The sequence below is a fragment of the Paenarthrobacter sp. NPDC089714 genome (genome assembly GCF_044748905.1).
Classification (GTDB): Bacteria; Actinomycetota; Actinomycetes; order Actinomycetales; family Micrococcaceae; genus Arthrobacter.
Map to the genome: position 1 here is coordinate 182,688 of NZ_JBIVGX010000008.1, position 8,176 is coordinate 190,863.

The following is an 8,176-nucleotide window of genomic DNA, read 5'->3' on the forward strand; positions in this document are numbered from 1 at the left end:
CGGGCTGGACTGGATGAATCTGGATGAAGGCTGGACGGATGTCTGGCACGGTGTTCTGGGGTTGGTTTCACCGATGGGCGCCTCGCATCCGTCGACTTCTGTGCCACACCAGGAGGGCCAGTGACAGGACCAGCATCAATCCCCCTCCGATGTAGTAGGAGTCAGCGCTCGTACCGCCGGTGAGCGGCAAGGTGGTGGGCTGAACGGGGGCGTTGACGAAGCGGTAGACCGCCGTCTGCCCGGCTGCCGGAGCGGTGATGGTTCGTGACGACACCGTGGTCCAGGTTGAACCGACCAATCGCTCGAGGCGGAGTTCCTGGTAAGCAATCCGTCGGGTGGGATCAGTGGCCGCTTCGGAGAGTGTGTAGCTGTGGCCCGGCCTGACATCGAAGGTGTTGGCTGGGTTGCCCGAGGCGACATATTCGGCGCCCGTGCGCGTTTCCGTTGGCAGGACCCCGCCTGCCAGGACAGCCGGAGTGGCGGTAACTTTCCAGTCCGGCGCCTGGAAACCGGTCCGCGGGCTCACTACCTGCTTGAGCAAGGTGATGGACGCCGTGGCGTTCTGCACGGTGCACGTGATGCTGGCTCCGTTGCTCGGCGTCACATCCCCTGCCGCCGTGACCGCGACGGTGGCACCGGTTCCGGTAACGCACTGCCAGGTGCCGGTTTGGACATAGGTCAATGGACCGTTTGCTTCCGCGAGGCGGTACGCGGCGCCCGGGGTTACGGGGATGCCGGTGGCGGCGGCGGTGCCGGAGCGTCCGGCGGGTCCGGCAAGTGCCCCCGCGGGCCCGGTGGCGCTCAGGGTCCAGTCCGTGGGGAGCGCGGAACCATAGGTGACTTGCTTGACCAAGGTGAGTGACGCCGTCGGGCGGTTCACCATGGTGCACTCGACGCTGGATGACGGCGCAATCGCCGTGAGGCTTGCGCTGATGGTGGTTCCGGACTGGCTGAACGTCACCGCGCGGGCAGTGCCGTTGACCGTGCAGGATCCGCTGACGAAGGCAAAGCCGTCCTGCTGGATCTCGGAGACCACCACTGTTGCCCGGGACGCTGCCGAGCCGAACAGTACGGTCCAGCTGGCTTGGCCGGCGGCATCGGTCGCCTGCCGCGGTGACAGGCTCGGCAGGGCGGTTGCGGTTCCGGTGGTGGCCGTCGCAGCGGTGCCCACGCTCCAACCGACGCCGGGACGGGTCAGGCCGGAGAACTCCTGGATGGTCTTGGTGATCCGTACGCTCGAAACCGGTGATGGCGAGTTGAAATACGTGCATGTCACGTTCACGCTGAGCCGGTTCGGCATGGTGACGGTTCCCGTGGCGGTGCTTCCTGTGCTGAGCCGCACGCCGTCAGCCCAGCATTCATACACGGTGGTGTATACGCTGATGGCCGAGGTGGAGCCGGCTGCCATGGCCTCCGAGACTGTCACCGCGGTGCCGATCGGGACGGGGTAGGGCCCGATCTGTGCCGCTTGCCGTCCGGTGGCCGCGCCGGTGGTTGTTGCCGTGGCGAACGCCGTCAGCGGAGAACCGGCCGAGGCCGTCAGCGTGAACTGGTCGGCCGCGGCCTGGCGGCCCACCACGTTCTTCTGGACGGTAAGGGTCGACGGCGACGAGCACCCCGCGAGGTCAACCGAGTTCACTGCCACGCGGGGCGTTCCGCTCACTCGGGCCCAGGTGGTGGCGTCGAATTCGTAGGCACTGCCCGCATTGGAGAGGTAGACGGTACCCCGGGGTGAGAAGGCGATGCCGTTGATGTTGGCGAAGGCCGCGTCCGTGCCGGTGGTTGCTTTGGTGGTGGACGTGTTCACGGCCAGTGTCCCACCGGCTGCCGCGGCCAGGGTTTCGGCGGTGACCGTGTAGATCGTTGCGCTGTTGGTGGAGTTGATGGTTGCCGCCCCGACGACGTACAGGTTGCCTTGGGCGTCGAACGCCATGTCGCCGTTGCCGTTGGGCGCCGACCCGGTGGGGAACGCGCCGACGTAGGCGAAGCGGGTGGCGGTGGGGTTCGATTCGGTGAAGCTCCAAATATAGAACTGGGAGTTGGCGAAGATCCCGAACAGGTACCGGCCGCTGGCCATGTCCACAGCTCCGGCGACGATGCTTCCAGTGACAGCGGTGCCGCCCGCCGTCGTGGTGTAGGCAGTATTGGCCAGCTTTTCGAAACCGGCACCCGGTGTCCACTTGAGAATTGACGCGACATCCGAGGCATCTGCGGACCGATCAATGGCGTAGACGAGGTTTCCGTTCGAACCGATACCCAAAGCGTTGGCCGCCGTCACGCTGGACCACGAACCGACCGAGGCGAGGCTCCCGGAGACAATGTCGCCCTGCTCCAGCGCACCGGCAGCGGTGACGGAGTAGAAGTGGTTGGCGTCGCAGAAGAGTCGCGTGGCCTGGACCGTGTTGGTGAAGGTGCACAGGACGTCGATTCCCGTCTCGTTGGGAATGGTAATGGTGCCCGACGCGCCGGCGCCGGACGCGATCACGGTGCCTGAGCGGGTGCACTCATAGCCGTTGGAATAACCCAGGCCCGCGCCGGATGTGGGTGTTTCGTGAATGGTGTACGTGGACCCGGGCTGGACTACCGAACGGGTGATCTGGGCCGGCTGGATCCCGGTTGCCGTTCCGGTGGTGGTGGTCGAGGCCAGCACGGTGGTTCCGGTTCGCAGCGACAACGTGAACTGGTCGGTGGAGGCCGTGCGGGCGGGGAGGTTCTTGCGCACCGTGATGGTGGTTGCCGGTGCCACAGTGAGGCTGGCCGGCGTGGTGGTGATCAGTCCCGTGGGGGTTACCGTTCCGCTGGTGTACGTTCCGGCAGTGGCTGCCACGACGTCCACCGTGATGGTGCAGGAGGTTGCGCCTGCGGCAAGGTCCCCACCGACGGCCGAGATGGTTCCCGATCCCGCTGCAGCGGTGACGGCAAACGCCGTGCCCGTGACGTTCGTGCAGGTGCCGGCCACCGCGGGAGTCGGTGCGACGACGAGTCCGGTGGGCAACGCCGTCGAGAACCCCCAATCGGATTTGGCGAGCAGGTCTGAGGTGTTGGTGACCGTGTACGTCAGGGTGGTAGGCACCGTCGCCGTTGCCCCCGCCGCGTCGAAGGAAGTATCGAGGGCGGGGCTGACATCGAGGATCCGCACGTTGTCAACGCCAAATCCGCTGCCGGTACCGGTCACGGTGTTCACGATCTGCACGCGCGCGGCGGATATCTGGGCGGGAGTGAGGAGTGCGGTGTTGGTGCCGCTGTAGCTTCCTGCACGCACGGAGGCGGACCATGCGGGGTCCACGATCCCGGAGATCGTGCCCAGGGTGGGAAGTGCCGTGGAGGTGTAGTAGACGTTGCCGGTGCTGGTGCACGGGACCACGGGGGAGGTATATCCGCCCAGGAGGGTGGTGGCACCCGAGACCAGGTTCAGCGACAGTGAGGCGTTGTTGGTGCCGCACTGGGCTCCGACGGCATTCATGCCCAAGGCGTAATACCGCGAATCCGTGGGGCTCACGCCCGTTCCTGCTGCCGACTGAAGGACCGTGGTTCCGCCGGCGACCGTGGCGTAGGGAAGGGCGACGAGTGCGTGGTTGACCTGCGTGCTGGAGGTGGAGCCATTGGTGGGAGCGGAGGCGGAGGTGGAACCGGTGACGCCTGCCGCTACCTGGCCCAGGACGTCGGCCATGCGCCGCGCGTCACGTGCGGCCAAGGAGGACTGCCCGACGGCCAGGTTAGGCTGGGTGGGGCAGAATGACGCATTCGGGTAGGGCGAGAGATAGTTCACCAGCACGCCCGTGCAGCTGGTTCCGTTCAACCAACCGCTTGATCCCGTGTATTTGCTGGCCGAGTAGCTTGACAGTCCACTGGCATTGTTGGTGAGTCCGGACTCGAAGGATTCGGTCCAGACCTGGCGGGGCGCGTCGGCGACTCCCGCCGCGAGGAGGCTGGCGTCCTTGCCTGCGTTGGCTTCTTTGGCTGCGCTGGCCGCCGCTGGCGGACCGCGGCCGGTTTCAGCAACCGCGTCGTCGCCGGCAGCGCCCGGTTCCGCGCTCGGCGTCGTCCCCCCGGGACGCGGCTCAGGCTCGACGGCGGCGCTTGGGCCGGGTGCGGACGGTTCCGGCTTGTCCGTGGGCGTCTTTTCACCGGTGGACGGAGTGGCCGTTGGCTCCCCTGGTGCGGGGGCAGTTGTGGTGGCCGGCGTTGGCTCTTCGGTCCTGGGCGCTTCCGTTGTGGCGGCCGTTTCGGACGGCGACGCCGAATCCACCGGGGTTGGTCCCGCCGTGGCAGGTGAGACCGGAGCGGTTGCACCCCACCCGCCGAACATGACCACAACAGCGACGGCGGCTGCGACAGTGCGGGCACCTCGCCGTGACGTGGACCGGGCTTTGGGGCGCTTGCTTGGCTTTGTGTGTTTCAACGGGCCAGCGCTCCTCTCGGTTCGTCGTCGGTGGTTGGAAGACCACGACGGAAGGGACGCAGAAGCGTCACCATTTCCGAGAAGAAGCCCCCCAACTTCGGAATCAACTGCCGTGAAGGCGAGCTGACACCGCTGACCCTAACAAGCCCGTTCGAGGTGGCACAACCCCCCACATTTGACTATTAGCGCAGGTCAGAGTCTGGTAGGGGCGTGAAAATCGATCCCACGAGGAGGGCTTGGCGTACGGATTTCCCGCTCGTGCGAAGTGCCTGAAATCAGAGATTAGCTAGATAAACTAACTACATCGATCTATGCACTGCTTTGATATCCATGACTGCGGTAGTCCTGCCGCGTGATAGTTAGATAAACTTGATATATTTATAAGGTTCCTGACTTACAAACGCCAGACGCGGGTCGTGGATCGAGATCCCGATCAGGCGCTGAAGTCTCCGGCAGGCGCACAGCAGCCGTCTTAATTTTTGTCGTTATGAAATGTGACGGAGACGCTCCTCCCGGGTGCCGATGACCCCTCAATCGAGGTGGGCCGGGAATCTCCCGTATGACATCCACCTTGCCTTAAAACCGGATGTATGGTTTGTTTTAGGGGTTGCCGGTCGGGGCATCGATTGCTCCCACAGGAGAAGAGCTGCCGGTGGGAATCGCATTGGGGGGAGCCCCGACCGGCCACGTAAGATCCTCAGTGGGCCCGTTTCTTCGGAGCTGTTGCACCACGCCAATTCCGAGAGTCGAGGTTCCACCGTTGGTCCTTCAAGACCGAGCCAGGGCGACGCGGGAGGCAATCGTTGCAGGCGCCGCACTAGTTTTTGAGGAGCGCGGGTTTGGCTCCGCGACCATTGCGCTGGTGGCAGAAGCCGCACAGGTGACCAAGGGTGCCCTTTACTTCCACTTCAAATCCAAGGACGAGCTGGCCGGCGCAGTCCTGGAAGCGCAGCATTCGATCGCCATGGCGGCCGGCGGACGCATTCTTGGCGAGAACAGACCGGCCTTGGAGACGATTATTCGGCTGTGTGGGGCCTTCGGGAACCTGCTGGTCACCGACCACATTGTCCGGGCAGGCATCCGGTTGACGCTTGAGGCTTCGGCGTTCGGCCAGGAGGTCCGAAAGCCCTACCAGGACTGGCTCGACACCATGAGCCACCTCACCGAGAACGGAATCCAGCAGGGGCACATCCGGGCATCGGTGGATCCTGCGGACTTTTCCCGCTATATCGTGGCATCCTTCACGGGCGTCCAGATGGTTTCCAATGTCCTCAATGGGCGTGAGGACGTGATGCTCCGGATACAGCAGATGTGGGAAATCCTGTTGCCGGGAATCATCGACGGGAATTCCGGGCTGAGCCCGGCAGAACTCGGTGCCTTGGTGTCGCTCGAATCCACGTCGGGCAACGTAGCCGGCCGTCCCTTAGGACAATCTGCCTGACTCCCTGACCCCACGACGTCAGCGAATCCGAGCCGCGGGATGCCACGCTATGCCCGGCGCTGCACCACCACAGCCACGGCAATCCCCACAACAGCCCCCACGAACGTTTCCACTGCACGCTCCAGCACCAGCACACCCGGATCCATGGGCGCCGCCAACTGGGCGATCAGCAGGACAACCGGGGTGAAAAACACCATGGCCCACCCGTAATGCCTGGCCATGAACAGCTCCGTAGGGAACTGGCACAACACCACAATGACGGCGAGGACCACGGCGGTATGGCCGGGGAAATACTGCAGCGGAGACAGCGGGCTGGGGAAAAGCACGACTGCCACGACGCCCAATCCGAGGAAAGTCCCCACGATGCGGTGGATGCCCCGGTGGACACGGCTGGGGAGATCCGCGCCTGCAAGGGGCACGGCCGCTGCGGCCATGGCCCAGTGCGGGTGGCCGCTGCCGCTCAGCACGCCAATCGCTCCGGCGCCGGCGACGGCCAGGACATAGCGCGCGGCGTGGACGAGGGCCGTCTGCCGCAGAGAACCACGGAACAGAGGAACATCGCGGACGGCGCCGCGCTCCCAGGTCCTGTGACGCAACCAGCCGGCAAAGCCAACCACAAGGGAGAAGGCGGCGGAGGCAGCACCGATGAGTACCGCCGTCGTGAACGGAACACTGGTGGGGACCGATGCGCAGGCGCCCAACGCCAGGATTCCGAAGAAGGGTCCGATGGGCCTCAGCCGCGATGAATCCGCGTACAGCGAACCCGCACCCGCGAACAAGGTTGCCACCAACACAAGCCACCAGGAGTGGATGTGGTTCACGGACAGGAAGACGCCGATAGTCAGCCCTCCAACCAGGATCACGGCGGCCTGGGCCTGGTGTTTCAGGCGGAGCTGGTGGGTCTCGTTACGGCCGTACATGCCGGTCAAGGCGCCGAACACCGCGTACAACATGAGGTCCGGCCGCCCCACGAGGATCAGAACCAAGGCCGGGGCGGCGACACTAAGGGCCACCCGGACGGCGGACAAGCGATCGTTGTTGGCCGGTCCCAGCCTGTGAAGTTCGCGTGCGTGCGTCATGAACGTGGGCACGGGAACACCACCAATCATCCGGGGCTTGTGGGCGAAAGTCTCAGGTTCGAAAATTATCAGGGTCGGGTCAGGGTCCGCCATAAGCCCGGTCACACGCCGTTAAAGCAACGCACTGTTTGGAGTCTGGAAAGATCGAGATATGCCCGTAGCCTTTGTGTGCCGAACCCGCTCCGCCATGCCGCCGCAGGAGCTTTTCGACTTGTCCAGGAACATCGACGCCCACGTCGGCTCCATGACCAAGAGCCGCGAAAAAGCGATCGCCGGCACCACCACGGGACTCATTGCCCAGGGCGAGTCCGTCACGTGGCAGGCGTGGCATTTGGGAGTCAGGTTCCGCATGACCAGCCGCATCGTGCACATGGAGGCCCCGGCGTCGTTCACTGACGAGCAGGTCAGTGGCCCTTTCAAGTACCTCCGCCACACCCATCAGTTCCGCCCCGACGGCACCGGCACGCTCATGGTGGACACGGTGGAGTTCGCCGCACCCTTCGGGGCACTGGGCCGCTTGGTTGAGAAGCTGGTCCTGGCCCGCTACATGCAGAACCTGATCGAAAAGCGCAACGAATTCCTTGTCTCCCAGGCTCCTCCCGTTCCGGACCCGAACAGATGATCCGGCTGACGCACTCTGACGATCTGGGGCAACTCCAGGACATCGAAACGGCGGCCGGTCAAGCCTTCCGGTCGCTCGGCATGGACCAGATCGCCGATGACGAGTCCTTCCCTGTGGACGTCTTGCAGCGCTATGTCACCGGCGGACGCGCGTGGGTGTACGTGGACGGCCTCGACTTTCCCGTGGCGTACATCCTGGTGGACGTGGTGGATGGCAACGCCCATGTGGAACAGGTCAGCGTCCACCCCGACCATGCCCACCAGGGCCTTGGCCGCGAGCTCCTGCACGCCGCCCGGATCTGGGCGCGGGGGCACGGCATGCAGCGGCAGACCCTGACCACCTTCCGCGACGTGCCGTGGAACGCCCCGTACTACCGTCGCCTCGGTTTCGAACTGCTCGACGCCGGCACGTGGGGTCCCGAGCTCACCCGCCTCATGGAGCACGAGGCGGAGTTGGGCCTGACCCGGTGGCCGCGGGTGGCCATGTGGCGCCCGGTGGTTCCGCCCAAGTAGGTCGCAGTTGTGGGGGGGGTTGGGGGGGGAAAAACCCCCCACCCAGCCCCCAATGGGGGTTAGGGGGGCGCGCCAGGGCGCCCCCCCCCCCCCGGGGGCCCCCGCCCCCCCCCCCCCCCA

General features: G+C 65.3%; 5 protein-coding genes. 3 read left to right on the forward strand and 2 right to left on the reverse strand.

The window, feature by feature from the left end; genetic code table 11:
* Positions 1–67: 67 nt before the first annotated feature.
* Positions 68–4,402, reverse strand: a complete 4,335-nt coding sequence (locus tag ACIPY3_RS15250; RefSeq protein ID WP_400335360.1) for an LPXTG cell wall anchor domain-containing protein — start codon at positions 4,400–4,402, stop codon at positions 68–70.
* A 700-nt stretch (positions 4,403–5,102) separates the two neighbouring features.
* On the opposite strand from ACIPY3_RS15250, the gene ACIPY3_RS15255 reads away from it, so the two are divergent.
* On the forward strand, positions 5,103–5,843 hold the full coding sequence (locus ACIPY3_RS15255) for a ScbR family autoregulator-binding transcription factor (protein WP_400335361.1): 741 nt from the start codon (positions 5,103–5,105) through the stop codon (positions 5,841–5,843).
* A 47-nt stretch (positions 5,844–5,890) separates the two neighbouring features.
* On the opposite strand, the gene ACIPY3_RS15260 is transcribed toward ACIPY3_RS15255, so the two are convergent.
* A complete protein-coding gene (locus ACIPY3_RS15260; RefSeq protein WP_400335362.1) occupies positions 5,891–6,952 on the reverse strand; it encodes an FUSC family protein in 1,062 nt (353 codons plus the stop codon).
* 121 nt (positions 6,953–7,073) lie between these two features.
* On the opposite strand from ACIPY3_RS15260, the gene ACIPY3_RS15265 reads away from it, so the two are divergent.
* Complete coding sequence (locus ACIPY3_RS15265; RefSeq protein WP_400335365.1) at positions 7,074–7,544, forward strand: SRPBCC family protein; 471 nt, start codon at positions 7,074–7,076, stop codon at positions 7,542–7,544.
* Entirely contained in the window at positions 7,541–8,056 is a 516-nt protein-coding gene (locus tag ACIPY3_RS15270) for a GNAT family N-acetyltransferase (protein ID WP_400335366.1), read from the forward strand. Before ACIPY3_RS15265 ends, ACIPY3_RS15270 begins: the two co-directional genes overlap by 4 nt.
* Positions 8,057–8,176: the final 120 nt, after the last annotated feature.

What these genes read in the sequence shown, in the direction of transcription:
- ACIPY3_RS15265 (WP_400335365.1), top strand. Translation starts at nt 7,074, where the DNA reads ATGCCCGTAGCCTTTGTGTGCCGAACCCGCTCCGCCATGCCGCCGCAG.
- ACIPY3_RS15270 (WP_400335366.1), top strand. Translation starts at nt 7,541, where the DNA reads ATGATCCGGCTGACGCACTCTGACGATCTGGGGCAACTCCAGGACATC.
- ACIPY3_RS15260 (WP_400335362.1), bottom strand. Translation starts at nt 6,952, where the DNA reads ATGATTGGTGGTGTTCCCGTGCCCACGTTCATGACGCACGCACGCGAA.